Origin of the sequence: Arthrobacter jinronghuae (assembly GCF_025244825.1) — a bacterium.
Lineage (GTDB): Bacteria > Actinomycetota > Actinomycetes > Actinomycetales > Micrococcaceae > Arthrobacter_B > Arthrobacter_B jinronghuae.
In genome coordinates, this window is sequence record NZ_CP104263.1 from 779,195 (window position 1) to 802,065 (window position 22,871).

Below are 22,871 nucleotides of genomic sequence, written 5' to 3' on the forward strand. Positions count from 1 at the left end.
CGGCCGCAGCTCTGCGGCCCGAACGGGGTGTCTTGCCGGGATCGGCGTCGTGTTGTCCAAGTCACATTACTATTGCGGGCGCAGTACTATTGCCGGCATGACTGAGGCTTACCTGGTGTCCGGCGTCCGCACTCCCGTCGGCCGCTATGGCGGCGCCCTTTCGAGCGTCCGCCCCGACGATCTGGCAGCCTTGGTACTTCGGGAAGCGGTGGCCCGCGCAGGGGTGAACCCGGCCGACGTCGACGAGGTACTGCTGGGCAACACGAACCAGGCCGGCGAGGACAACCGGAACGTGGCGCGGATGGCGACCCTGCTCGCAGGGTTCCCCGACACCGTGCCGGCGATGACGGTGAACCGGCTCTGCGCCTCCGGGCTCAGTGCGATCATCACCGCCTCGCAGATGATCAAGACGGGTGCCGCGGACATTGTGGTGGCCGGGGGAGTGGAGTCGATGTCGCGGGCGCCGTGGGTGCTGGCGAAACCGGAGAAGGCCTTCGCGAAGCCGGGGGAGCTGGCCGATTCCGCGATCGGTGCCCGGTTCACCAATCCTCGGTTCTACGACCTGCCCGGCACCACCTACTCCATGCCCGAGACCGCCGAGGAACTGGCCGCCCGGGACGGAATCTCCCGCGAGGACTCCGACGCGTTCGCGCTGCGCTCGCATCAGCGGGCGCTCGCGGCCATTGACGAGGGGCGGTTCGCAGACGAGATCGTGCCGGTGGAAACGAAGAAGGGCGTGGTGAAAACCGACGAGGGTCCGCGCCGGGAAACCAGCATCGAGGCCCTGGCGAAGCTGCGGCCCATCGTCCGGCCCGACGGCGTGGTGACCGCCGGGAACTCGAGCTCTCTGAACGACGGCGCGTCCGCCGTCGTCGTCGCCAGCGCCGATGCCGTCCGCAGGCTCGGGTTGAACGCCCGCGCCCGGATTGTCGACGGCGCCGCCGCCGGAGTGGCGCCGGCCGTGATGGGCATCGGCCCGGTGCCGGCGACGCAGAAGGTGCTGGACCGGGCCGGCTGGTCGCTCGGCGACATCGAAGCCGTGGAGCTGAACGAGGCCTTCGCCGCGCAGTCGCTGGCGTGCATACGGGCCCTGAACCTGGACGAGGCGATCGTGAACCGCGACGGCGGGGCCATCGCTCTGGGGCATGCGCTGGGGTCGTCCGGGTCCCGGCTTACGGTGACGATGCTGAACCGGATGGAACGCGAGGATGCGTCAAAGGGGTTGGTGACCATGTGCGTGGGGCTGGGTCAGGGTGTGTCGATGCTGCTGGAACGGGTGTAGGCGCCTACCTACGCGTCAGCGAGCCTCGCGAGCAGCTCGGCATCCTTCGTGAGGATGGAGTGGAGCGCAGCGTCGATTGCACGCCGGCGTTCGTCTCTATCCTCGTTGTCTTGGGGGTCCTCATGCTGCTCAGTCATGCGAGCACTCTACCGTCTGTCTGTGGCGGTCTGGATTCTGGCCGTCGGCCAAACCAGCTTGGAAGAGTCGCATATTTCTCCGGGATAGGCTGTGGCAGACAATCGGTCTGTAGATATGGGGGAAGAATGCACAAGGGAAGTGTCGCCGGGCTGCTGCTTATCAGTTCTCTGGGATTAGCAGGGTGCTCATCCGAAGCAGCCAAACAACCCGTTTCCGCAGCTTCCCCGAGCGTATCGGCGTCGGCCAAGACCACCCCGGCCCCGTCCACCACCGGGACGACGGCCCCGGCCACGCCGGCGACCGCCCCCAGTACGTCCGCTCCCGCCGACGACGCTGCGCATCCCCTGACCGCCATAACCGTTGCCCAACGTCTGCAGGCAGCCGTACCGACCATCACATCCGTCATTGAAGTGACGGAAGCCAATGATTCAACCGGGTCTATCGGCCAGCCCGGCAAGTACACGTCCGCTGCGTGGATTGCCGACACCGGTGCTGCGGCGACTGAGAACAGCGTGGTCGGCGGAGCCGTCGTGGAGGTATTCGCCAGCGAAGCAGAAGCCCAGGCCCGCCTGTCCGCCCTGCAACAGCACATAGGCCAGGGCCCGGCCTTCAATGCGGAGTACCACTATCTGCAGGGAACGGTGCTCCTACGGGTGTCGGGAGCACTAAGTTCCGAGCAAGCGGCTCTCTACGAGCAGGCCTTCACCGGCGCCACTCTCGAATAAACCACTCTCAAATAAACCGGTCTCAAACAGGGGTATCGCCATGGGGTTGTTCAGCACGAAACCGATAGTGGAAAAGAAGGAACAGTGGACCTCGGCCCAGCCGCCGCAGGCGGTCCTGGACGCGTTGGCCGCGGCCTTCTCGTCCCACGGCGAGGACGTCCGGCGGGAAAAGTCCTCGCTGGAGGTGCACATGGGGTCAAACACGCTGTACCGGACGTGGGGCAACATGACCGCTGAAGGCCGCGCGAATTTGCCGGTCGCCTTGACCTTTACTGCGTCCGAATCCGGAACCGGTGCCGCCATCGAGGTGCATGCGTTCGACACCTACGGTTTCCGAATCGGCAGCGGAACGTCCTTCGGTGTCCCGGAGACGTTCAACCGGCGGCTGGAGGAATTCCTGAGCTATGCAGCAGTGGTGATCGGCATCGACCGGCCCGTCACCGGACCTGTTCCTGCCCCGCCGCGCTTCAACCTCTAGGCCGGTGTATCCGCAGCTCCGTCCGGCAGCTTGCGAGTGGAAAGGACTTACCAGCGGACCTTCGGGACTGCACTCTTAGGAATTCCCGTTTTCCAGTTAGGGGGCCCGGGAATTTCGTCGGGATTGGCGAGGAAGTCATTCAATGCCTTCTCCGCCGTGCTCAGGCCGTGTACGAACACCACGGGTTCGCTATTCCCCTGCGGGGCGGTGACCTGGAAGCCGGAATCCGCTCCCGAAGATGACTGATCAACAATCAGTACGGCCCAGGTGTCCTGGTGGTCAACATCGGGATTGCGGTGGCACACCAGGCCCGTGGTGATACTTCCCGAGATTTGCAGGTGCGCAGATCCATGCTCAATCAGCAGCGCGTGCTTCGCCTTCCGGCCGCCGTCCATGGCCTGGAGTTCCGTGATTGCGGCCTGCCAGATTTCGCTGACCGAGTTAAATCCTCGATACCCCAAAAACCACTCTCCCGTGCGGGCATTCTTGCGCATCTCGATCCGCATCTCCTGCAGGCCAATTCCGGTCAGCATGCCGGCAATGAGACCTAGATTCCATGCAAACGCGGGCATGCCGACAATGAAGAAGGATACGCATGAGCCAACCAGGACGGTGAGGAAAATCCACGGCGACCGGAGTGGAAGCAGCATGAGTACGGCACCAAAGAGCAGCCCAGCCCCAAGCAAAGGGAAATCAGAGGGCAGCTTTTCCTGATTTCCATAGACGAATACGTACACAACACCAGCCAGAACCATGACGGGAAAGAGGAGCGGCAAAAAGGGAGACTTACGGGGCGGGCGTACCCCGCCCTTCAAAGCACCGGGCTGTTGAGACATGAATGAGACCTTTCATAAATCCAGCAAAGAGCGAGGTTGCGGAGCCGATCCTATCCTTGAAAGGGAATAACAATCGAAGGCTTAACGGCATAACTGCCTGATTTTTCCAACGCCTTCCGGCAGCCTAAATGCCTCGCGGCCAGCCAGCCCTAGCCCCGCACCAGCCCCAGCATCCGCCGGACAATTTCTTCCCCGGCCAGGATGCCGCGGGCCTCGGTGACCTGCAGATGCGGCTCGAAGTAGCCGGCGTCGTCCAGTTCGCCGTGTGCGGGACGGAAAGCGACGTCGGCGCACTCCAGCATCGGCCGGTCCAGCAGGGAGTCCCCGGCCGCGATGATGCGGTCCGCACTGATCCGGCGGGCAACCTCGGCCACGGCCTGCTGCTTGGTGACCGGCGTCGGCACGCAGTAGAGCTTGCGGCCCTGCAGCGACACGGTCCAGCCGCGCGCGTCGCACCAGTCCTCCAGAGCCAGCAGGAACTCGCCGGGGAGGGCATCGCGGTCCACAATCGCGTACGCGAACAGATCCTCAGCAGAACGAAGCTTCAGAATCCATTCATGGAACTCAGGACGGCCCAGGTAAGCCTCAATCTCGGCCAGCGGAGCGCACCCGGACGTGACGAGGCCGCGCACGGAGGCCTGCCAGTCGGCGTCGGGCTCCCCGTGGTGCAGGATGACGCCGCCGTTGGTGGTGACCGCATACTCCGGCGTCGGCCCGGGCAGCTGGATCCGCCGGTACTGCGCCACGGTCCGCGTGGTCACCGGGACGAACACGGACGCCTCGGCAGCGGAGACCAGCAGCGCCTCCGCGGCACGGGTCATGAAGGACAGCGGCTTACCCTCATAGACTTCGGCCACCACCATGGCCGGAGCCAGGGCATCCTCGGTGTTCAGGAACAGCGCGTTGGCGGAGTAGATCAGGGTGCGGTCCAGATCGGACGCGAGCATCGTCTTCACGCGTCGGCCCCCGGAACGGCAGCCGCAACCGCCCGGCCGTCCGCGCCCACGGCGCCGGCGGTGAACCGGGGATGGATCAGGCCCACACAGCTGAACGGCAGGTCCGGCACCTCCTCCACGGGCACGCCGCGCTGTTCGGCCAGCAGCAGCACATGTGCCACGTCCTCCAGCGCCCCGGGATGCACCAGCACCTTCCACGGCACCCGGCGCAGCAGCACGCGGGTGGTCTCGCCGACGCCGGGCTTCACCAGGTTCACGTTGTGGATGCCGTACTCTTCGCTCAGGCGCTCCACGGCCTGCCAGCCCACCCAGGTGGGGGTCCGGTCCGCAGCAGCGAGCGACGCCGCAGCAGCCTCCGTTTCGGGGCGCACGTCGTCGAAGTGCCGCTCGATCGCGGCCAGGAAATCCCGGGACACATCGGCGCCGGCCAGATGGGCGTAGAACTTCGCGCCATGGAAATCGTCCGGCGCAATGAGGTCCTTGTTGAAGACCGTGCGGGAGACCAGCCCGGAGACGGTCGAGTTCAGGCAGGCCGACGGAATCAGGTAATCCTCGCGCGTGCCGAACAACTCCACGGAATGGCCGGGATCGGCCAGCACCGCAAGCTCGGACGAGAACCGCACGCCGTCGGTGGCTTCGAACTTATCCAGCGCCGCGGTCAGCTCGCGCGTGATGGCGCCCTTGCCGGTCCAGCCGTCCACGAACAGGATCCGCTCGGGGGAGTACGTCCGGGCCAGGTACCGCAGCGCCGTTTCATCCATCCCCACGCCGCGCACAATGCTCATGGTGTAGTGCGGCAGGTCCAGCCCGTGCATCCGCTGCGCCCACCGGCGCATCAGGATTCCGATCGGCGTTCCGGCCCGGGCGAGCGACACCAGTACCGGCTCGCGGTTCCGGGCGGCCAGCGCCAGCTCGGTCACGGTGCCGACGGCGGACGCGACCCGCGGCGCGGAACGGCGCAGCGCCTCCTCGTACAGGTCCTGGTACTGCGCCGAGGGCAGGTACTCCATCGGCAGCGACTCGGCGTAGTTCGCCCCGCCGGACTGGATGGCCGCCTCCCGCTCGGCGGTGGGGGCCTCCAGCTGGGCGTCGCGCAGGTCCTTCAGCAGCCAGGTCACGTCCTCGGGCGCGTAGGACCCGAACTCCGGGCCGGTCAGCGGCACGGCCGCAGCAACGGAACCGGTCCAGTCCGCGGGGACATCGGCCGGCAGCAGGACGACGACGACGGCGCCGGTCACCGTGCGCAGCGCCTCGGTCACGCTGCCCGGGCCGGTGATGGATGCAGGGTCGGTGCCGGGTTCGGGCAGGAGCACAATGCTGTCGAAGCCGGTGTTCGCTGCGCTCCCGTCGGCCGCCCGGCGGGGTCCGACGTTGTACGCGTGCCGCGGGCCGGGACCGTCCTCGGTGACATCGTGGCTGGCGAAGTCCACGGCATTGGCAATGGCGTAGTCGGGCCGGTCGATCGGGACGATGGGGGAGCGGGTGGTGGTGGAGAACCGGACGGAGGCACCCGGCAGCGCTTCGGCCACGGCATTGGCGATGGTCAGCGGCACATGGATGAATTCCTCGCAGCCCAGGACCAGCACCGATTCCGCCGAAGCGGGCAGCGCGGCGGAGATACGGGAGGCAACGAGAGCCAGGCTCTCCGCCGAGACTGCTCCCGGCAGGGCGTCCGGCAGGGTGCCGAGGTAATCCGAGGAGATGCCGGCACGGTTGCCGAAGCGGTCACTGCGCAGGCTGCGGGCGGTGTCCTCCAGCAGAGTCACGGTGCCAGGGGCGGAAGCCGAACCGGAACCGGAACCGGCGGCCCCGGCAGGGGAATCCGGAAGCCCGCCGATCAGTTGCTCGGCCCGGACCAGGATGTCTTCACCGAGTTCGATGCTGCCCGTCCCGAGAGCTACCACGCGGATGCTGCAGCCCAGCTCGTCCGCCAGCTCGTCGAAACGGGCACGGTCGGCGTCGGAACGCAGGTCAATCAGGGAAGCCACCACGTAGAGCGGATGCGGTGCGGCGGCATGGAGTTCGGTGATGGTGTTGATGACGGTGGCGCCTGTGCTCAGCTCGTCGTCGACCAGCACCACGGGACCCGGGCTGTTCAGCTGGGCCGGATCCACGGGCAGCAGCCGGTGCGAGGTGGCGTGCGAATGGGCTTCCTCGAACGCGCCGTACGCCACTGCACCCTCCGGGGCATGCCGGGTGGAATGGATGTAATACGAGCCGAGCATGTCGGCAACGAGCCGGCCCAGACCGGTGGCGGTTTCCGCGTAGCCGATGGTCACCACCTCGGGGTGGGAGACGGGCAGGTCCCAGAGCCGTTCGCGGGCATACTGCAGCCGGGCGCGCGGTGTGCGGGGAGCGGCGTGGCGGCCGCCGTCGTCGTTCGCCCGCCTGGACCCGGCCGCACTCTCGCCGTCCTCGAGCACCGCCGCCAGTTCGGCTGCGACACCGCGCAGCACGGCGTCGTCCACCTTGCTGCCGAGCGCCTCTCCAGCCAGTGCGCCGAGCAGCTCGCCGGCCGCCAGGACGAGCGCCGGTTCGGTGGGCACATGCTTGGCCAGCACACGGGACACGAGCAGGTGCGCGCGGCGGGGGTTGCGGCGCAGGGCCAGTCCCACCAGGTCCTCTACCGGCAGCAGCGCTGCAGGATCAGAGGTGATCCGCACTCCCAGGGCCTCGTTCACAAATCCGCCGGTCCAGGGGTGGTGCTTCAATTCATGCTCGCTTCCAGAAGATCTACATAGGTGATGTCGGGGGCTGCAACGCCGAAGGCGGCGGCCCGGACGAGGGTGGAAGCTGCCCACGCCTGATGCGGTTTCATTTCGTTCATTTTGTTGCGGTACGGCGACGCCGCGGCACCGCCCCCGGCCTCGCCGGAAATGTGGAGGGCGTCCAGGTACGCCTCGTGGCTGATCACGGACATAGCGTGGACCAGGGGAACATGCGAGGGGTGGATAACGGTTTTACCGAGCAGTCCGTTGGCCTGGTCCAGTTCGATTTCGCGGATCAGCCCGTCCAGGTTCGCCGTCAGCAGCCGTTGGCGCAGGCCCAGCTCGTCGGCTTCCGCGAAGGGGGAGGAGCGAAGCATCGGACGCAGCAGCCGCTCGCCGGAGCTGTAGTGTTCCCAGACCGGTCCGCTGATGACAAAGCCGCCCGGCCTGCCGAGCATATTGACGATGTCCCCGATCACCGCGGAGACCACCTTGACGTCGTAAATGGTGAGGTCCCGGGAACGACGCAGCCCGTAGGCGCTGGACATGTCCGTAGCGCCGATCCGCACGGCCAGGATGTCCGGCCGGTTCGCTTCCAGCACCTCGAAGATGCCGCCGAGGGTATGTGTGCGGGTCTCGGCATGGATCATCAGGGGAGACTCGAGGATCGGCATGATCCGCAGCGGACGGGCACCGGGATCGGCGGCCCACCGGGCGTCGTTCACGCTGTGCAGGGCGTCGAGGAAGCGCTGGGCGGCGCCGGAGGTGTTCTCGAACTTCGGAATCACGAACCCGGTGAGGACGTCCAGGGTCTGTCCGCCGCGCTCGGCAAGGCTCAGCAGCTGTTCGGGCGTGCGGACGCGGACGAAGAGCATCAGGTCTTCGGCGTCGCCGGCCTTCCGGACGCCGGCGGAGTGCAGTTCGGCGAGGGCTTCCACCAGATTGGTCTCCGCGGCCGGGACCTCGGCGTCGGCAATCGAATCCTCCAGGCAGATAACCATGCTGACGGCTCCGCGGGCGGCCTGCTTGCGGACGTCTTTAACCAGGTCCGGCCGGGTCGCGGGGCAGTAAAGCGTGGCCCCGAGCGCGCTGGCCAGCAGTCCGGCGTCGGAATCGAGGGTCAGTTCCTGCGGTGCGAGGTGGAACAGGCGGGCAGTTTCGGGCTCGCTCAGGTACGAGAAGTGGCGCATCGCGTTTACCGCCCCTGGTAGGGGAGGCGGGTGGTCATGGTGAAGCCGAAGGCCTCCCAGATCGCTTTGAACTCCATGCCGTACGGCAGTTCCTCGGCCCGCAGTTCCAGTACGTCGTCAACGCGGATCACGGAAAGTGCGTAATAGCTGCGGTGGCCGGCCTGCGCCGGGATGGTCACCGACTTGCCGTTGTAGACCCCCACGCTCATGGGCTGCTTCGGCTTCGGGAAGAACAGTGCCCGGCGCAGCATTCGAACATGGCGCAGCGGGATCAGCGCGAGGTCATCCTCATAGCCGACCAGCGGCCGGTTGCCCGGAGCCTGGACCATAACGCCGTCCAGGTCTTCGGGCCGGAACTCGCCGGCGGAAACGGACCCTGTGCTGTATCCCGGCCCTTCCCACACCGCACGCACGGTACCGGCAACCACGAGGCTGCCCACGGCGGACTCCATCGGGGTCAGGCGCACTACCGGGTTCTGCCGGTCCAGGCTGCGCAGCTCGCCCATGCCCGGTGCCGGGAAGAGCCTGTTGTGCAGGGGCTCTGCCCGTACCGGTTCAGCAGCGCGGGAGGACGACGTCGGCCGGGACGCTGCGGGGGCAGCGGCACGGCTGCTGGCCGCCTCGGCATTGGGGGACAGGCCCAGCGAAAGCGACGGGGAGACCGACGGCGCGGGCTGCTGCCGCGGCGGCGGGGACAGCGAGAGGGACCCCGGAGCCGGAGCTGGAGTGGCCGGCCGGGCGGCGGGGGCTGAAGTGCGCGGCGCTGCGGCGGCGGGTGCCGGCGTCGTTCGAGGTGCCGGGGCAGCCTGCGGCGCGGGCGCAGCCTGCGGTGCAACCGGAGCCGCAGCGCGCGGCTTGACCCGGCGGCTCAGGAAGGGAAGGTCGGTGCGGACGGCCGACGAGCGGTTGACGGCCATCGCCTAAAGGTCGAATCCGAAGTCGGCAGCCAGCCCGCGCAGGCCGGTGGTGTACCCCTGGCCCAGGGCGCGGAACTTCCAGTCGGTGCGGTGCCGGTACAGCTCGCCGAACATCATGGCGGTGATGCTGTCCCGGTTCGCCGAGGGCAGGTCGAAGCGGACCAGTTCCCCGCCGTTGGGGCGTGCCACCCGGATGTAGGCGCTGCGCACGGCGGCGAAGGTGCCGGGTCCGCGCATCTCCGGATCGGCGTAGACGGCGAAGACAATCTTGGAGACGGCGTCCGGCACCCGGGACAGGTCGACGTCGATCTGCTCGGTGTCGTCGTCGCCCTCGAACACGACGGAACCCTCCGGGCTGGCGATCTGGTTGAAGAAGACCAGGTGCTCGTCGGAGAGGACCCGGCCGTCGGAGCCGCACAGCAGGGTCAGCGGAACGAGTTCGGCTGCGGGCCCGCGGCTGGGGATCACGTCCCAGCCCAGTCCCACCAGGACGGAGCTGAGGCCGGGGTTTTCGGCGGTGAGGGCGGCGTTGGCGCCGGCTACCAGGGTTCCCATCAGTGCTCCCCGAAGGTCAGGGAGGAGGGGGAGAACTTGTCATCGAGGAACCGCCCGTGGGTGGACAGCTCGGCAATGGCACCGGTGCGGACCTGGTTCTCCAGGTCCCGGGCAATGCCTTCCAGGATGGTGAGTTGGTCAACGAGCAATGTGGTGGCCTCTGAACTCTCGGTCCGCTCCCGGTCGCTGAGGGCCACATAGGCACGCAGGGGAGTAGGGAGGTAATTGGTAATGATGGCGTTGAGCAGCACGCGCTGCTCGGTGGAGGCGCCGTGGCTGCCCACGTATTCCACCAAAGGCGCCAGAATGTCATCGATCTGCCGGACCATGGAGGACACCAGGGTCGGCAGCGCGGCGCCGGCCCTGCGCACGGCCCTGCGCAGGTTCTCCAGGGACTTTACGGTCTCCTGGTGTTCGGCGTCGGGGCCCGACGGCGGCGTGGCCGCGGACAGCGCCGGTGGCGGTTCCGGCTCCGGCGAGTTGCCGAAGAGGGAACCGAAGAACCTGCCTACTGCCATGGCCGGCTCCTACCCACCGGTGCTGTCCTGCCCGGCATTTAGCGGGACTCGCTCTGGCGGGAGCGCTCGAGGTACGGCTTGGCCTGCGTGATGGTGGATTCCAGGGACTTCACGGTCCCTTCCATGTTGCGGGCCGCTTCCGAACGGAACGTGTCGATCGCATCCATGGTCTGGTACACGTTGTCGAACGCCTTCTGCAGGGTTTCCACGCTCACGCCGGAGCTGGAGGCCTGCTGGTGGATCCGGGCGGTCTGGTCCTTGAGCATTTCGCTGGTGCTCAGGATCATGTTGTTCGTGGTGGCGTTCACCGCGTCGATCTGGTCCAGCACCATCTTCTGGTTGGCCAGGGCCTGGGCCACGATCACTGCGGTGCGCAGGGCGGAAATGGTGGTGGTGCGCGCCCGCTCCACGCCCTTGATCAGTTCCACGTTGTTCTTGCGGATCAGGTCCATGGCGAGGTAGCCCTGCACGGACACGGCCAGCTGGGTGAGGATGTCCTGGCGGCGCTGCCGGATGGGGAAGAGCACGTCCGCTTCCAGGGCGTTGGCCTGCTCAATCTGCCCGGAGTTCTTGAGCTTGTCCACCTTCTCCACGCAGGCGGCATCCAGAGACTCGGCGAGCACGGAGTATTCGCTCAGGGTCTGCATGGTCTTCCACAGCTCCACCTTTTCCCCGGCGAGGGAGGCGTTGTCCTTGAGCAGTTCATCCTGGCCGGCCATCAGTGCCTTGATGATCTTGTCCAGCTGGACCTGCGCGGACTCGTACTTCTGGAAGTACTTGGCCAGCTTGTTGCCGCCGGGGATGATGCCGAGGATCTTGCGTCCGGTGCCCAGATTCGCCTGGTTCGGCGTGAGGTCCTCGACGGTGCTGCGCAGATCGCCCAGGGTGACGGCGACCTTCTTCTGAGCGTCATTGCCGGACTTCTTCGCCCCGGCCACGGAGGTGGAGGAGCGGTCCAGCAGGCGGGTGGAGTATCCGGCGGACTGCACCATTTCCGCACCGGCCAGCTTGTTGATGGAATCCACCTGGGCGGTGAACTCCGGGCTACGGGCGTCCAGCTTGGAGACTTCCTCCATGAAGGACTTGGCCTGCGCGGCAATTTCGACGCGGCGTTCCTCCGGCACCGGAACCATGCCCGGAGCGCTCTCGGGAGCGACCGGAGCGGGCGGTTCCGGAGCTTTCAGCACCAGGGCGGCTTCGGTGGCGTCCGGGGGAGTCAACGGTGTGGTCATGGTCCAGCCTTTTCTTGTGAGCTGCGTATACGGAGCGGGGAGTGTCCCGGCCTGCGGAACACTCCCCGCAGGGTGTAACTGAAATGCGAGTCTAGCTGAGCTGCACACCGAAGTCGGTGGCGATGCCGGCCAGACCGGTGGCGTAGCCCTGGCCGACGGCCTTGAACTTCCACTCGCCGTTGTTGCGGTACACCTCGGCGAAGATCATGGAGGTCTCCGGAGCGGCGTCCTCGCTGAGGTCGAAGCGGACAATTTCGCTGTCGTTGTCCTGGTTGATGACGCGGCAGTACGCTCCGCGGACCTGGCCGAAGTTCTGGTTCCGGGCTTCGGCCTGGTCGATGGAAACGACGATGACCACGCGGTCGACGTCGGCGGCCATCTGGGTCAGGTCGATCAGGATCTGCTCGTCGTCACCTTCGCCGGCGCCGGAACGGTTGTCGCCCAGGTGGGTGACGGAGCCGTCCTTGGCTGCGGGCTGGTTGTAGAAGATGAAGTCGTCGGAGGAGCGCACCTTGCCGTTGGCTGCGATCATCAGCGCCGAGGCGTCCAGGTCGAAGGGTTCGCCCGTGGTGGTGCGCGGGTCCCAGCCGAGGCCGACTACGGCCTTCTGGAGTCCGGGATCGGTTTTGGTGAGGGAAAGGTTGTTGCCCTTGGTGAGGGTCAGTCCTGCCATGCTGTTCAGCTCCTTGTAGACGTGGGGATTAGTCGAGGGCGATGCCGAAGTCGGTGGCAACCCCGTACAGCCCGGACGCGTAGCCCTGGCCGATGGCGCGGAACTTCCACTCTCCGCGGTTGCGGTAGATCTCGGCGAAAATCATGCAGGTTTCCGCTGCGGCGTCCTCGCTGAGGTCGTAGCGGACAACTTCTGCGTCGGTGTCCTGGTTGACCACCCGGCAGTACGCATCGCGCACCTGCCCGAAGTTCTGGTGCCGCGCTTCGGCCTGGTCGATGGAGACCACAATGACCACGCGGTCGACGTCGTCGGTCAGGATGCTGAGGTCAATCAGGATCTGCTCGTCGTCGCCGTCGCCCTGGCCGGTGCGGTTATCGCCCTGGTGGACCACCGAGCCGTCCTTGGCGGACAGCTGGTTGTAGAAAATGAAGTCGTCCTGGGAGCGCACCTTGCCGTCGGCTCCGAGCAGCAGTGCGGAGGCGTCCAGGTCGAACGGATCTCCGCTGGTGGTGCGCGGATCCCAGCCCAGGCCGATCAGGGCCCGTTCCAGGCCCGGGTCAGCCTTAGTGAGGGAAAGGTTGCTTCCTTTGGAAAGTGTCAGGCCGGACAAGGTGCGCTCCTTACGGACGGGCGGGTGGTTAGAGCGAGCGGGCTGCGGTGGGGATCAGGTCCATCACGGTGCGGCCCTGGGCGCGTTCGCCGATGGCCTTGAAGCTCCAGCCGGAGCCTTCGCGGCCAACCTTGGCCATAACCATGGCCGTGTGGGTGCCGGCATCGGTCAGCTGGTAGCGGGCGATTTCCGGGCTGCCGGGCGTGGAATCGTCGATCAGGCGGCAGAAGGCGTTCTGCACCTGGTCGAAGGTCTGCCGGCTGTAGCTGGAGATCACGAACACAATGTTCTGCACAGCGGGGGAGACTGCTGCCAGGTTCACCAGGATGACCTCGTCGTCGCCCTCGCCGGCGCCGGTGAGGTTGTCGCCGGTGTGCTTGGTGGAGCCGTCCTTGCTGGCGAGCTGGCCGTACCAGACCTGGTCAACAGCGTTGCCGTTGGCGTCGAAGAAGATGGCCGAGGCATCGAGGTCCACTTCCGCGGTCTTCTTGCCGCCGAACAGACCGCGCTTGACCGGGGCTGCGGAATCCCAGCCCAGTCCCAGGCGGGTCTTGCTCAGCGCTCCGCCGTCCTTCTTCGTCAGTGACAGCGACTGACCTTTTTCCAGGCTCAGGCCCATGATTCTCCCTCGTTAGTTTGTGTAGACAGATTCTTTGGCTGCGCCGGACTTCGCTGCGCGCTTGTTGCGCACAATCGAGGAGGTCAGCGACGCGAGGATGAAGACCACGCCGATGAGGCCGGTGATGACCTCGTTGATCTCGATTTCGATGGTGAGCAGCAGGATGGCTGCCAGGGCGCCGATGGCCCAGTGGGCACCGTGGTCCAGGTAGACGAACTCATCCAGGGTGCCCTGCTTCACGAGGAAGACGGTCAGGGAACGGACGAAGATCGCACCGATGAGGCCAAGGCCCAGGGCAATGATGATGGGGTCCGAGGTGATCGCGAAGGCGCCGATGACACCGTCGAAGGAGAAGGACGCGTCGATGACTTCCAGGTAGAGGAAGAGCATGAAGGCGGCCTTGCCGGTGGCCTTCACCAGTGCCCCGTTGCCGGACTTCGGGGCACGTGCCTCGACGTCGTCGGCATCGAAGTCGTCGTCGCCGTCGACGTCGAACATGTCACCCAGGCCGGTGACCAGCAGGTAGGTGATCAGGCCGGCGGCGCCGGCGACGAAGACGTCCGTGGTGTGCGAGGGATCCGAGAGGGCGCCGGCGGCCAGCAGGGCACCGAGGCCTACGATCAGGGAGGCGCCGTTGACCTTGCCGACCTTGGCGAACGGGGTTTCCAGCCAGCGCAGCCACCGGATGTCACGGTCTTCGAACATGAAGTCCAGGAAGATCATCAGCAGGAACAGGCCACCGAAGGCGGCGATCTGCGGGTGGGCTTCATGCAGGAGGTAGCCGTAGCTGCCGGGCTCGTCCGGGTCGCCCTTCTCGAGGGCCAGCTGCAGGGCTTCGATCGGGTTGATGCTGGCGGTGACGCCGACAATGACGAGCGGGAAGACGATGCGCATGCCGACGACGGCGATCAGGATGCCCACGGTGAGGAACATCTTCTGCCAGAAGGGGCTCATTTTTTCGAGGATGCGCGCGTTGACCACGGCGTTGTCGAAGCTAAGGCTGATTTCGAGGACGCCCAGGATGGCGCAGAGGATAAGTGCCTCTACCCCGCCGTAGAAGAACGCCGTTACCAGCGCGGCGGCCGTGATCACAAACGACCAACCGAAAGTTTTGAAAAACACTCTGCTTGCAGCTCCTTCAGTTCCTGCGCGCAGCCGGTGGGGGCGGGAAGGGCAAAAACTAGGTAGAGGATGGCTTCATCCAAAATCGAATTAGGCTTCAGTATGTCGCACCCCGGACACCGCGGGCAACTACCGGCGGTGACGTTCGCGGAGAGGGTAGAGCCGGGGGAGTGCAGGCCACCGGGGCGGCGGCCGACGGCGGTAGTCCGGCCCGTCCCTTGACGGGGCTGCGGCGATTGGGCGGCGGCCCCGCGGTCTGAAACAATAATGGAAAGCCTGCTTACTCAGGCACCCATTTGAAGGAGGACTGCATGCAGGACGAAAAGTATGGGAACGGAAATCCGGAACCGGTTATGAACATTCCGGCAGCCGACGTCGTCAGCGGCGGCGCATCCGCCGCCCCGCCCGCGCAGGTGGACCCCGCCGAGGTTGCCATCCTGGCCGAGGCCGAAGATCCGGGTACCGACCCGCTCCGGCTGCAGGAACTGGCCACTGACTACCCGTTGGCCCGCCCCGCGGTGTCAGCCAACCCTGCTGCCGGCCCGGAACTGCTTGCCTGGCTCGGCGCGCTTGGCGACGCCGGCGTGAACGAAGCACTGGCGCGCCGCGGCCGCTAGCCTCCACTGAGAACGTCCCGCTGCAGGAAGTCGATGCGGCGGGACGTTCCTTTTAAGAAGCAATTCCCTACGCGTAAGGGACGATTTCGTACGCGGGAATCGCGGTAAGCGGCTTTGAGGGTGCCTAAGGATAGTCTGACGAGGAGAGAAGCGAACAGGCGCCTGGAGTGCAGGTGCTGTCCTGAGGGGGATGTATATGACAGATGCAAAGTTCGAGGCACGGTTGGCAGTGCTGGCTGAATGGGCGCGAGAGGCGGCAGTCCAAGGGCACCCGGTTCCGTCTGAAACCGATCTAGAGACGATCAGTCGGCTAAAGGATGCTTCCACCGACCAAGTGGACCGGCAGGCTGTCGAGCCTTGGCTGCCCACCATTCAGTGGCTGTTGAAACAAGCAGCTTTCGGGGTCTCCGCACCTCATCTGCAGCTGCCCATTGAGCTGGCGCGTCCTCTGGGTTTCGTGGAAGCGATTGAGGAAGTTCCCAGCCCTCAGGATCCTGCTCCAGTGATTGTCTCCTCGGAGGTTGCACCAAGTGTGCCTGTTCCGCCGCAGCCGGCAGCTACCGTTGAGGTCAGTCTTGTGGACGTAGTGCCCGCACAAAAGGGTGAGGCGGAAGGCACCATGACGGTGGTTGCCAAAATCAAGCCGGCAACAGCGCAGAGCCGAATGCCGAAATGGGAATCGGACGCGCGTGAGCACGTAACGGCAGCCGTGAAAAAATTCGCGAAACCGCTGCAGAGTCTCCTTGAGCGGGATGCCAACGAGGGCGATACCCGGCTCGTCGTGACCGATCTGCTCTGTGAAGGCCTCGGCTATGACAAGTTCCGGGACCTCACCACGGAATACATGGTGAAGCAGGATTTCGCGGACTATGGCGTTCGCATCGACAAGCAGCTTGTCGGTTTTATTGAAGTGAAGCGCATCAGCCAGAAATTGAATGAGCGCCACCTCCGCCAGGTTCAGATGTACGCAGTAAACGAGGGCGTCGAATGGATGGTCCTCACCAATGGGCAGGTTTGGCGTGCCTACCACCTGACCGGTGGGCTGCCTGTGGTGGTGGATATGGCGTTCGAAGTGGATCTGCTCGGTCCCGAGAGTGTCGCCGAAAAAGCGGAAAAGCTCTTCTACCTTCACCGGGAAGCGCTTAAGCGCCGGAAGATTGACGAACTCTGGAAACACCGCGCGGCTACATCCCCTGAAGCGCTGTTGGATATCCTCCTATCCGATACAGTGCTGGATGCCATCCGCAAGGAGGTCAAGCGCAATAGCGGTATTTCCACTACCGTGCAGGACCTGGCGACCGTGCTGCGTATGGAAGTTGTCGACCGAAAGCTCATTGCGAAGTAGCTCAAGCGGATAGGGGTAGAGGCTCATTCGTGGATCTTGGGCGGATGGGGTCGGGCCGCTCAGGGCGGCGGTTCTGAATCCACCGCCGGAACCTTCGATGACAGCTACGTTCTCAACGTCAATCTCAGCCGCTGAAACTGCCCCCTCGCCTGACCACGGCCCGTGCTAGGGTCTAGTGCCGTACGTATCTGTTGGCTCGGGGGACCATCACTTACTCCTTCCGGGTCCTTGCTGACATCCTGGGGGAGTCTTGAAACACTGCACGTCCTGCGGCGCTGAACTGCAGCCGCATTGGAAATTCTGTACCAATTGCCAGGCGCCTCAGCCGGCACTGTCGGGCGGCGAAACAACCGCTCCTCAGGGCACGGAAGCCGATGCTGCCCCGGGTTCCGGAACGCACCGCGCCGACTCCACGCAGGCCGGAGCCCCGCAGGCAGCCTCCCCTCAGGCCGTCGACTCCCAGAGCCCGGCCCAGGCCGAGCAGCAGACGCAGCGGTTCGAGCAGGCCCCGGCCCAGCAGCACAGCGAGCAGCCGACGCAGCGGTTCGATCAGGCCCCGGCCCAGCAGCACAGCGAACAGCAGACTGCAGCTATGCGCACCCCGGCTGCACCGACTTCAGTTTTCGACCCACCCTTTGTCTCGCAAGCTGCGGCCCAGTCCGGATCCGGCCAGCCCGGCACCGGCTACACCGGCCCCGCCGGCTCAGGTCCCGCGCCCGGAGGCCCGGCCGCGGGCGGTCCCAATTCGGGCGGTCCCAACTACGCTGCTCCGAACGACGGCGGCCCCGCTGGTCCGCAGGGACCCGCCGGACCCGGCGCGCCGTCGTCGGGCGGCAAAAAGCCCTCCCGCAAGCTGACGATCATCCTGGTCTCCGTGCTGGCCCTCCTCGTAGTCCTTGGGCTGGCAGCGTTCTTCATCGTGCAGAACATGGTCCGCGGAGGTGCCGGGTCCGCCGAAGGCGCTGCCGACAAGGTGGTGGAGGCCATCGAGTCCAAGGACATCATTGGACTGGCCACCATGGTGCCGCCGGAGGAACGCGAACCGCTCCAGCGCATCCAGGAACAAGTGATGGACAAGGCCGAGGAATTCCAGCTGGAGGAAGCGATCAATAAGGTCGCCGACGAAGAAACGGAAATCGACGACGAACTGACCTTCGACGGCATGAGCATCACCTTCGAGGGTGTCGATCCCGAGGTCACCGAGATCGACGACTCTACTGCGCTGATCAAGTACACCTCCGGTGAGGCACGGATTCAGCTGGATCCGGCTGAAACCACCGGAGCCATCCGCTCCGGTCTCGAGGCCGGCGGCTACGAAGACGAAGAAAAGATCGATGAGACCGTCCAGCTCAACGAAATGGGACCGGATGGCTCTCCGCTGACCCTGGTGGCCACCGAACGTGACGGCCGTTGGTACGTGAGCCCGATGTACAGCATCGTTGAAATGATCAACGAGAGCGAAGGCTATGACCGCGGCAGCGTTCCCGAAACAGCGGGCGGCAGCGACAGCCCGGCCGCAGCAGCGCAGGCCGCAGTAGAGGCCGTTCCAGACGTGGTTTCCGAAGGAAGCCTGGAGGCTCTGGCCGGGACACTCTCCATCCACGAAGGCAGCCTGCTGTTCCTGTACCAGGACCTGTTTGACGACATGATGGCCGGGGCGAGCGGAGAAGAGCTGAATATCAGCGACGTGCGCTTCACGGATGGCGACAAGGACGGCGACCGTGCCGTCGCCGTCGTCGAGAACATCACGGTTGAAAGCGAATACGGTGACAAGATCACCCTGACCAGCGAGTGCATCGAAGGTGAGCGGGAGTCCGACAGCATCTGCTTCAGCGATTCCGGTTACTCCATTGAGCCCTCCATGGAGATGCTGGGCGGCGCGAAGATCATGAGCCTGACCACCATTGAGGAGGAAGGCAAGTGGCGCGTGAGCCTGGGGCACACCGTTGCGGACTGGGTCATCAACTGGACCGATTCCCTGACCCGTGAGCAGGCGCTGGCCCTGATGCAGCTCGCGAACACCGAGGATGCCACCGGAGATATCAGCGTGGACGAATCCACCGAGGTGGAGTTCAACTCGGCGGGCTTCGCGGTCCTCAATCTGACGGTGGACGAGGACATGGCTCTGGAGCCGGAAGACGGCGACTTCGGCGACATGCTGGTGTACTCCGAGGACGGCAAGGAGCAAATCGCGGACCTCGGATGGGGCGATGAGGTCGAGGCGGGCAACTACAAGCTCGTGGTCTTCGCCGGCTCGGAATGGCAGGAAGGGTTCGCCGAAAAGGGCAACGACTTCGAGCACTCCGCCGACCTGACCCTGGTTGAGGGGAAGGGCTACGACTTTTCCAATGACTCGGACTACTCTGACTCGGATTACTCCGCGGATTCAGTGCCTTCCGGCTCGTACATCAGCAGTGATTTCGGAGTGCTTTCCACCGGGTCCTCGGCAGAGTCCGTGAAGAGCCACACCATCGCGGGCGCGGACGTCGAAGCCGATCTGGAGATCAGCGCTCTCGGCTCATCGACTTCAACGATCGTGCTCGGCATCACGCTGGACGGTAAGGAAGAGAAGCTCGAAATCCCGATGGGGGAGAGGGTCGAGTACTCCACCGCCTACCCCAATGACGGCAAGGACCATGAGCTGAAAGTCCAGATTCTGTCTTCCACTCCGGAGACCGACTTCGACCTCGTGAGCTACACGGTCGCGGTCAAGACGAAGTAGCAGGCTTCCCGGCGGGCGGTCCAGCCTGTTTCCGGTCTGCCGGGCCACCGGCATAAATGATTCTTGAAGATCCAAGGAAGGCGTTATGAAATTCTGTCCCGAATGTGGGAAACAGCAAGAACCGGGAGGCCGGTTCTGTGCGGACTGCGGGTACGCCATAGGTGCCGCACCCGCTGCTGCTTCCGCTCCAGTTGCGGAGCCTGCCGCCGAACCCGCAACACCAGCTGCCGGACCGGCGGAAGATCGGCAGTTCGCAGCAGTCGGCGCACCAAGCCAGCCCGGTCAGGGTGGTTACGGCCAGGCGCCTTACGGCCAGCCAGGTCAGCCCGGTCAGCCCGGTCAGCCGGGCCAGCCCGGCCAGGGGGGTTACGGCCAGGCGCCTTACGGCCAGCCAGGTCAGCCCGGCCAGAGTGGCTACGGCCAGTCCGGCTACGGTCAGCCGACCCAACAGCGTCAAGAGCAGCAGTATCCGGGCCACCCCGGCTACAGCCAGGCCCAGGCGCAGGTTTCCGCCGGCACCAAGCGTCCGTCGCCCTTTGCCGGGGTTCCGATCAGTGACTACGTCCGTGACGGCCTGGCCTTCCTGGCCCTCTTCGCGTCGCTGTTCATGACCTGGTCCATCAGTACGAGTAGCTACGACGACCCCAGCAAGGCCGGAACCCGGGTAGACGTACTCCTCATTAGCCTCCTAAGCATGATGTCCATTGGCGTCAGCTACCTGTGGCGCGCGGGCGTCTTCGGACCCACCATCGGCTACCGGAAGATCCAGGACATTCGCCTCCTGGCCAATCTTCCGTACGTGATCCTGGTGCTCGTCTACTTCGTGCTGAGCCTCGTTTCCGGCTTCGGTGACGATGATTTCCGTTACCTGGGCAACGCCGTCGCCTTCGGACTCGCAGGTGCCATCCTCGCGGCACAGCCGCGAAAGGGTGAAATAGCTCCCGGCGAAGTTGATGCGGCACGCCACCGGCGGTGGCTGTTCGTCATGCTGGGCATTGTGGGCTTCATGGCCGTCACCACCATCCTGCAGATCATCCTGCTTGCCATGGAAGTGCAGGAGTACTACACGGGCGGGGACCGATGGATGTTGCTGGTTTCCCGAACTTTTGCGGCGCTCCTGTCGGTAGCGGTTCTGGGACTCATCGCGCTGAAGGTCTTCCGCGGCTCCGACGCCTGGCGTTTTGCCGGTGTGGCGCTCGGGGTGGGCGGCGTTTTCCTCGCGGTGCTGGGACTCATGGGCGTGGATTCGATTCCGCAGGGGTTCTTCCCGGGTGGAGCAGGATTCTCCATCTTGTTCTGGATGGCCTTCGGCGCTACGGTTTCCGCTCCGTCCGTCGCCCGCACCACGGACCGGAACGCAGTTGCCCCCGCGGACCGGCTCACTGCCCTCCGCCCCGTACTGCTCCTGACCTTGATCCTGGCCGCGGCTTTGGCCGTCTTCATGCTGATCGGACTGGTGCAGACACTGATCGAAGACTACGACGGCGTGGCCTCCTGGTCGGTTGGCCTGGTTCTGGCGCTCCTGTTGGTCGCCGCCACCGCACTGACCCCGAAGCTTGCCTCCCGTGACGAGCGGTCCGCTTTCGTGATGGGCAGCGTGTACGCGGGTGCCGTGTTTGTCCTGGCGCTGATCCTCATGATCCTTTTCGAAGTCCAGGACTTCGAGTGGTCGACGGGTGCCGAGCCGTTGCCGGTCGGTACGGTCATGTCTCTGATTATGGTGCTCACCTGGGTTATGCCGTTCGCGGTGCTGGCCGTGCTTTGGCTGGACAAGGCAGCGCGGGCACACTTCAAGTCGCTGCCGGCCTCCGGCAACTTGGGCACCGGTTTCGCCTTTGAAGGGGCTCCGGCCCAGGCACAGGTTCCCGCCATTCCGACGCCGGCCAGTTTCGTTGGGGCTCAGCAACACCAGTTCCCGCACCAAGGCCAGCCCGCTCAGCAGCAGGGCCAGCCCCAGCAGCAGGCTCCGGTTCAGCCCCAGCAGCAGGTTCCCGTCCAGGAACCCCAGCAGCAGGCACCGGTTCAGCCCCAGCAGCAGCTTCCCGTCCAGGAACCCGCAGTCGAACCGGCTCCGGCCCAGGAACCCGCGCAGTCTGCGGCAACTGAGCCGCAGGACCAGGACCAGGACGAGGAAGTGTCCGAGGACACCGTTCGGCGTACCCCGGTCGCTGACCCGGATGCCGCCCTGCTGGCTGAAGCCGCCGATCCGGCCACGCCCCTGGCCCGGCTCCAGGAACTGGCTACCCACCCGCGTGCCCGGGTAGTCGTGGCAGCCAACCCGTCCACCTACCCGGCACTGCTGAGCTGGCTCAGCCAGCTCGGAGACCCGGCCGTGAACGAGGCGCTGGGCCGCCGTCGGTAACCGGCGTTAAGTAATAGGTATGAAGCGGCGGCCGTCGTCGTTGGTGCGGGTTATCACTGCCAACGACGCCGGCCGCCGGCGTTTAACTTCCACCAGCTCAATGATTCAGGGGCGCTCATGAAAAACCGGACGTGCGCGGGCGTGAGGCGGCGGGCGGCAGCCGGCATCGTGGGGGCCGCAATACTGCTCTCCGGGTGCTCGACCGCGCCTGCCGCGGGTCCGCCGCCGGGCAGTACGACGACGGCGGCCAGTCCCGATCCAACGCCCAGCGATCCAGCCCCCAGCCCCGCCCCGACCCCGGAACCGCCCCGCCCCTCGGGCTGGCTCGCGGAGGTAACCGGCGACGCCGGACGCCTGGCCATCCTCGGCGACTCCTTCGCCGCGGGGGAGGGTGCCGGCGATTACCAGCCTGCTGTGTCCGGCGGCGGGGATTCCTGCCACCGCAGCCTCCACCCGCCCGCTGCGGAACTGTTTGCCCCGCAGAACATCGCAAACCTCGCATGTTCCCGGGCCACCACCGGGCACCTGACCGCTCAGCAACGGCTGGCAGTGCTGGATCCCGGAGCCGGACCGGCAGCCGACCCCGGCACGGTCCCGGCACAGCTGGACCAGTTGCAGGGCTTCGAACCGACCCTGGTGGTGCTCTCGGTGGGCGGCAACAACCTCGACTTCGCCGGAATCCTGCAGGCCTGCCTGCTGGAAACCACTCCCTGCAGTGATGATCCGCAACTGGGCGCCCACGCGGCGGAGCAGCTGTCCGCCCTCGAGGCCGACCTGACGGATGCGTATGCCAGCGTCGCGGCGGCCGTCTCTGCTCCGGTGCTGGTACTTCCGTACCCCCAGCTTTTTGATGAGCCCGACGGCGGCTGCGGCCGGCTCAGCACGGAGGAGCAACGCTTCGGCCGGGACCTCATAGATGATTTGAATGCCATCATCCGGTCCGCCGTGGACACATCGGCCGCGTCGAACCTCTACTACGTGGACGCCGTCGAACAGGCCCTGGCCGGACACGGCGCCTGCAGCCCGGAACCGTTCGTGCATGCGGCAGATCTCTCCGGGCTGTTGCAGGCCGCGGACTCGTTTACTGCCAACCAGGAGCTGCTGCACCCCACCGATGCGGGCTACCGTGCCATGACGGCGGAGCTGGTCCGTTGGGCCGCGGAGCATCCCATGCCGTAGTGAGCCGCATCACGGCAAAGCCCGGTGCCTGCGTAATACTGGGACTGCCGGCAAGGACGCCGGCCCCCAACGAGAGGACGGGCGCAC

At 65.7% G+C, this 22,871-nt stretch carries 21 protein-coding genes; 8 read left to right on the forward strand and 13 right to left on the reverse strand.

Annotated features, from left to right (window positions below):
• The first annotated feature begins 97 nt into the window (after window positions 1-97).
• Entirely contained in the window at window positions 98-1,282 is a 1,185-nt protein-coding gene (locus tag N2K98_RS03580) for a thiolase family protein (protein ID WP_255866047.1), read from the forward strand.
• Window positions 1,283-1,290: 8 nt separating this feature from the next.
• Here the strand turns inward: N2K98_RS03580 and N2K98_RS03585 are convergent, their stop codons facing one another.
• Window positions 1,291-1,419: a hypothetical protein gene (locus N2K98_RS03585; RefSeq protein WP_255798378.1), complete on the reverse strand. Its 129-nt coding sequence runs from the start codon at window positions 1,417-1,419 to the stop codon at window positions 1,291-1,293.
• A gap of 126 nt (window positions 1,420-1,545) precedes the next feature.
• Here N2K98_RS03585 and N2K98_RS03590 point away from each other — a divergent pair, with 126 nt between their 5' ends.
• Together N2K98_RS03590 and N2K98_RS03595 are read left to right on the forward strand one after the other, a co-directional pair.
• A complete protein-coding gene (locus N2K98_RS03590; RefSeq protein ID WP_255866048.1) occupies window positions 1,546-2,145 on the forward strand; it encodes a hypothetical protein in 600 nt (199 codons plus the stop codon).
• 67 nt (window positions 2,146-2,212) lie between these two features.
• Window positions 2,213-2,623: a hypothetical protein gene (locus N2K98_RS03595; protein WP_255866049.1), complete on the forward strand. Its 411-nt coding sequence runs from the start codon at window positions 2,213-2,215 to the stop codon at window positions 2,621-2,623.
• A gap of 47 nt (window positions 2,624-2,670) precedes the next feature.
• On the opposite strand, the gene N2K98_RS03600 is transcribed toward N2K98_RS03595, so the two are convergent.
• From N2K98_RS03600 to N2K98_RS03655, 12 genes are all read right to left on the reverse strand, one after another.
• Entirely contained in the window at window positions 2,671-3,459 is a 789-nt protein-coding gene (locus N2K98_RS03600) for a hypothetical protein (RefSeq protein WP_255866050.1), read from the reverse strand.
• Between the two features lie 149 nt (window positions 3,460-3,608).
• The gene (locus N2K98_RS03605; protein ID WP_255866142.1) at window positions 3,609-4,406 is read right to left on the reverse strand and encodes an HAD family hydrolase; all 798 of its coding nucleotides are present in this window, start codon (window positions 4,404-4,406) and stop codon (window positions 3,609-3,611) included.
• Between the two features lie 5 nt (window positions 4,407-4,411).
• Entirely contained in the window at window positions 4,412-7,126 is a 2,715-nt protein-coding gene (locus N2K98_RS03610) for a phosphoribosyltransferase domain-containing protein (protein WP_255866051.1), read from the reverse strand.
• Entirely contained in the window at window positions 7,123-8,313 is a 1,191-nt protein-coding gene (locus N2K98_RS03615; protein WP_255866052.1) for an HpcH/HpaI aldolase/citrate lyase family protein, read from the reverse strand. The genes N2K98_RS03610 and N2K98_RS03615 overlap by 4 nt, the downstream gene beginning before the upstream one ends.
• A gap of 5 nt (window positions 8,314-8,318) precedes the next feature.
• Entirely contained in the window at window positions 8,319-9,230 is a 912-nt protein-coding gene (locus N2K98_RS03620; protein WP_255866053.1) for a hypothetical protein, read from the reverse strand.
• 3 nt (window positions 9,231-9,233) lie between these two features.
• Entirely contained in the window at window positions 9,234-9,785 is a 552-nt protein-coding gene (locus N2K98_RS03625) for a TerD family protein (RefSeq protein ID WP_255766830.1), read from the reverse strand.
• Window positions 9,785-10,303, reverse strand: coding sequence for a hypothetical protein (locus N2K98_RS03630; RefSeq protein WP_255798384.1), 519 nt, complete (start codon window positions 10,301-10,303; stop codon window positions 9,785-9,787). The genes N2K98_RS03625 and N2K98_RS03630 overlap by 1 nt, the downstream gene beginning before the upstream one ends.
• 38 nt (window positions 10,304-10,341) lie before the next feature.
• Window positions 10,342-11,535 (reverse strand): toxic anion resistance protein, encoded by a 1,194-nt coding sequence (locus tag N2K98_RS03635; RefSeq protein ID WP_255798385.1) that lies wholly within the window; start codon window positions 11,533-11,535, stop codon window positions 10,342-10,344.
• Between the two features lie 91 nt (window positions 11,536-11,626).
• A complete protein-coding gene (locus N2K98_RS03640; RefSeq protein ID WP_227923331.1) occupies window positions 11,627-12,208 on the reverse strand; it encodes a TerD family protein in 582 nt (193 codons plus the stop codon).
• Between the two features lie 28 nt (window positions 12,209-12,236).
• Window positions 12,237-12,818, reverse strand: a complete 582-nt coding sequence (locus N2K98_RS03645; protein ID WP_255766833.1) for a TerD family protein — start codon at window positions 12,816-12,818, stop codon at window positions 12,237-12,239.
• 28 nt (window positions 12,819-12,846) lie between these two features.
• Window positions 12,847-13,437, reverse strand: a complete 591-nt coding sequence (locus N2K98_RS03650; protein ID WP_227923335.1) for a TerD family protein — start codon at window positions 13,435-13,437, stop codon at window positions 12,847-12,849.
• Window positions 13,438-13,449: 12 nt separating this feature from the next.
• Window positions 13,450-14,559 (reverse strand): DUF475 domain-containing protein, encoded by a 1,110-nt coding sequence (locus N2K98_RS03655; RefSeq protein WP_255866055.1) that lies wholly within the window; start codon window positions 14,557-14,559, stop codon window positions 13,450-13,452.
• Window positions 14,560-14,870: 311 nt separating this feature from the next.
• On the opposite strand from N2K98_RS03655, the gene N2K98_RS03660 reads away from it, so the two are divergent.
• From N2K98_RS03660 to N2K98_RS03680, 5 genes are all read left to right on the forward strand, one after another.
• Window positions 14,871-15,176 (forward strand): variant leucine-rich repeat-containing protein, encoded by a 306-nt coding sequence (locus tag N2K98_RS03660; protein WP_255866056.1) that lies wholly within the window; start codon window positions 14,871-14,873, stop codon window positions 15,174-15,176.
• 196 nt (window positions 15,177-15,372) lie between these two features.
• The gene (locus tag N2K98_RS03665; RefSeq protein WP_255798388.1) at window positions 15,373-16,521 is read left to right on the forward strand and encodes a type I restriction enzyme HsdR N-terminal domain-containing protein; all 1,149 of its coding nucleotides are present in this window, start codon (window positions 15,373-15,375) and stop codon (window positions 16,519-16,521) included.
• Window positions 16,522-16,771: 250 nt separating this feature from the next.
• Window positions 16,772-19,243: a zinc ribbon domain-containing protein gene (locus N2K98_RS03670; RefSeq protein ID WP_255866057.1), complete on the forward strand. Its 2,472-nt coding sequence runs from the start codon at window positions 16,772-16,774 to the stop codon at window positions 19,241-19,243.
• A gap of 85 nt (window positions 19,244-19,328) precedes the next feature.
• The gene (locus N2K98_RS03675) at window positions 19,329-21,605 is read left to right on the forward strand and encodes a zinc ribbon domain-containing protein (protein ID WP_255866058.1); all 2,277 of its coding nucleotides are present in this window, start codon (window positions 19,329-19,331) and stop codon (window positions 21,603-21,605) included.
• Window positions 21,606-21,722: 117 nt separating this feature from the next.
• Window positions 21,723-22,784, forward strand: coding sequence for a GDSL-type esterase/lipase family protein (locus tag N2K98_RS03680; RefSeq protein WP_255866059.1), 1,062 nt, complete (start codon window positions 21,723-21,725; stop codon window positions 22,782-22,784).
• The last annotated feature ends 87 nt before the right edge of the window (window positions 22,785-22,871 follow it).

Coding starts and splice junctions, on each gene's coding strand:
- N2K98_RS03580 (WP_255866047.1), top strand. CDS start 98: ATGACTGAGGCTTACCTGGTGTCCGGCGTCCGCACTCCCGTCGGCCGC.
- N2K98_RS03605 (WP_255866142.1), bottom strand. CDS start 4,406: ATGCTCGCGTCCGATCTGGACCGCACCCTGATCTACTCCGCCAACGCG.
- N2K98_RS03665 (WP_255798388.1), top strand. CDS start 15,373: ATGACAGATGCAAAGTTCGAGGCACGGTTGGCAGTGCTGGCTGAATGG.
- N2K98_RS03675 (WP_255866058.1), top strand. CDS start 19,329: ATGAAATTCTGTCCCGAATGTGGGAAACAGCAAGAACCGGGAGGCCGG.
- N2K98_RS03635 (WP_255798385.1), bottom strand. CDS start 11,535: ATGACCACACCGTTGACTCCCCCGGACGCCACCGAAGCCGCCCTGGTG.
- N2K98_RS03650 (WP_227923335.1), bottom strand. CDS start 13,437: ATGGGCCTGAGCCTGGAAAAAGGTCAGTCGCTGTCACTGACGAAGAAG.
- N2K98_RS03615 (WP_255866052.1), bottom strand. CDS start 8,313: ATGCGCCACTTCTCGTACCTGAGCGAGCCCGAAACTGCCCGCCTGTTC.
- N2K98_RS03630 (WP_255798384.1), bottom strand. CDS start 10,303: ATGGCAGTAGGCAGGTTCTTCGGTTCCCTCTTCGGCAACTCGCCGGAG.
- N2K98_RS03620 (WP_255866053.1), bottom strand. CDS start 9,230: ATGGCCGTCAACCGCTCGTCGGCCGTCCGCACCGACCTTCCCTTCCTG.
- N2K98_RS03600 (WP_255866050.1), bottom strand. CDS start 3,459: ATGTCTCAACAGCCCGGTGCTTTGAAGGGCGGGGTACGCCCGCCCCGT.
- N2K98_RS03590 (WP_255866048.1), top strand. CDS start 1,546: ATGCACAAGGGAAGTGTCGCCGGGCTGCTGCTTATCAGTTCTCTGGGA.
- N2K98_RS03660 (WP_255866056.1), top strand. CDS start 14,871: ATGCAGGACGAAAAGTATGGGAACGGAAATCCGGAACCGGTTATGAAC.
- N2K98_RS03625 (WP_255766830.1), bottom strand. CDS start 9,785: ATGGGAACCCTGGTAGCCGGCGCCAACGCCGCCCTCACCGCCGAAAAC.
- N2K98_RS03680 (WP_255866059.1), top strand. CDS start 21,723: ATGAAAAACCGGACGTGCGCGGGCGTGAGGCGGCGGGCGGCAGCCGGC.
- N2K98_RS03640 (WP_227923331.1), bottom strand. CDS start 12,208: ATGGCAGGACTGACCCTCACCAAGGGCAACAACCTTTCCCTCACCAAA.
- N2K98_RS03585 (WP_255798378.1), bottom strand. CDS start 1,419: ATGACTGAGCAGCATGAGGACCCCCAAGACAACGAGGATAGAGACGAA.